Annotated in this window: 3 protein-coding genes; all 3 read left to right on the top strand. The window is 58.9% G+C overall.

The window, feature by feature from the left end; all coding sequences use genetic code 11:
* Positions 1-882, top strand: an 882-nt coding sequence (locus tag ACOSYY_RS09295; protein ID WP_421661989.1) for a YlbE family protein, incomplete at its 5' end; no start/stop codon positions are given.
* 17 nt (positions 883-899) lie between these two features.
* Positions 900-1,850: a carbamate kinase gene (locus ACOSYY_RS09290; protein WP_421661988.1), complete on the top strand. Its 951-nt coding sequence runs from the start codon at positions 900-902 to the stop codon at positions 1,848-1,850.
* Positions 1,851-1,889: 39 nt separating this feature from the next.
* Positions 1,890-2,216: substrate-binding domain-containing protein (locus ACOSYY_RS09285; RefSeq protein WP_421661987.1), on the top strand; the 327-nt coding region annotated here is incomplete at its 3' end.

Below are 2,216 nucleotides of genomic sequence, written 5' to 3'. Positions count from 1 at the left end.
AACTTCAACGAAGGCCTCGGCAAGGCGCTCAGGTTCGGCGCCAATGGTCCGGACGTGATCACCCGCCTCAAATGGATGGGACAGATACTCGCGCCAACTTTACGAGCCGGCGTCGAGATCCTAGGCGGAGTAGAGCTCAAGCCCATGATGGCGCAGGCCCTCCACATGGGCGACGAAGTGCATAATCGTAACGCCGCCGCCTCCGGGCTGTTTCTGAAACGCCTCATTCCAGCGTTGTTGAAGACACGCGCTCCGTCCGCTGATGTCGCGGCGGTCGTGGATTTCATCGCCGGCAACGATCACTTCTTTTTAAATCTGTCCATGGCGGCTTGCAAAGCGATGCTCATCGCGGCTCATGGCGTTCCGAGCAGCAGCATGGTCACCGCCATGGCCCGTAATGGAGTCGAGTTCGGCATTCGTGTCAGCGGCACCGGTAATCAATGGTTTACGGCCCCGGCTCCGATCGTTCACGGACTCTTCTTCCCCGGCTACACCACGACCGACGCAGCGCCCGATCTGGGAGATAGCGCCATCACCGAAACCGCGGGTGTGGGCGGTTTCGCCATGGCTGCGTCTCCGGCCATCGTCAAGTTCGTCGGCGGTACGCCGCAGGACGCCATCGACAACACCGGCGCCATGGCGCATATCACCGTCGGTCGCAACAACGCCTTCACGTTGCCGGCGCTGAACTTTGCCGGATCGCCGGCCGGCATTGATATCCGGAAAGTCGTCGACACCGGCATTCAACCGATCATCAATACAGGTATTGCCCATCGGGATGCCGGAATAGGCCAGATCGGCGCCGGCATTACGCGCGCTCCTTTGGCCTGTTTTACGCAGGCGGTGTCCGCGCTCGCGCACTCATTAGGCGGCAGCCCGTGAACGGGAGGACGAGACCGATGAGCCCTACGAACAAACTTGCCGTCGTGGCGGTCGGTGGGAACGCCTTGATCCGTGACAAGCAACATGAATCGATTCCCGATCAAAGCCGGGAGGCCGCCATGACGACACATCACATCGCGGAAATGATCGCCGCCGGGTGGAATGTCGTGATCACCCACGGAACCGGCCCACAAGTCGGGTTCATCATGCGCCGTTCCGAGCTGGCCCTGGAGGAAGTCCCTCCCGTGCCGATGGACTATGCCGATGCGGACCTGCAGGGCGGCATCGGGTACATGTTTCTGAAAGCCTTGTACAACGAATTCCGCAAGCAGAGGATCGATCGGAAAGCCGTCGCCCTCGTCACCCAGACCTTGGTGGATCGTGATGATCCGGCCTTTGCCGATCCCTCCAAACCCATCGGATCCCATATGGACGATGAGACGGCAAAGCGGCTCGCTCGGCGGCAGGGCTGGATCGTCAAGGAAGACGCCGGTCGAGGATGGAGGCGGGTGGTCCCTTCTCCGATTCCGAAGACCATCCTTGAACTTGCCGCAATCAAGTCCTTGGCTCAAGCAGGATTCGTGGTCATTGCCTGTGGAGGCGGTGGCATCCCCGTCATGGAGGATGAACAAGGGAATCTGAATGGCGTGGAAGCCGTCATCGACAAGGACTTGGCGTCGAGTCTGTTGGCTCGTGGCATCGGCGCATCCTTATTAATGGTATCCACTGGCATCGAAAAAGTGGCGATCAACTTTAACAAACCTACTCGGCAATGGCTGGATCGTATGACGGTCGCGGAAGCGAAGAAGCACTATGCGGACAATCAATTCGACAAGGGGAGCATGGGACCGAAAATTCAGGCGGTGATCGAATTCCTAGAAGGAGGTGGGCAGACCGGATTGATCACCAACCCCGAGAATATCGGTCGCGCCCTGGCCGGCGAAACGGGAACGTTCATCGTGAAGTAATGTGTGCCGCCATATACATCTCATTCTGAGGGAGGACATATGTCCGAATCACGCAAACTGACGAGACGCCAAGTACTGAAGGGGACTGCGGCTGCAGGGGCGTTGGGCATGTTGGGCAACGTGCAATGGATCGGTCAAGCCTGGGGCGCATCGAACAAAGTCAAGATGGGTTTCGTGTTTGTGGGCCCACGCGACGATTATGGGTACAATCAGGCGCACTTCGAGGGCAAATCGGCGGTCGCCAAGCTCGACTGGGTGAAGGCCTTCGATGAAGAAAAAGTGCCGGAGACCATCGAGGTCCAAAAAACCATGGAGAGCATGGTTAAGCTGGACGGAGCGCAGGTGCTTTTCCCCACCTCCTTCGGG

It is taken from the genome of Nitrospira sp. BLG_2, assembly GCF_049222245.1.
This window is presented reverse-complemented; position numbering and strand designations above follow the sequence as displayed.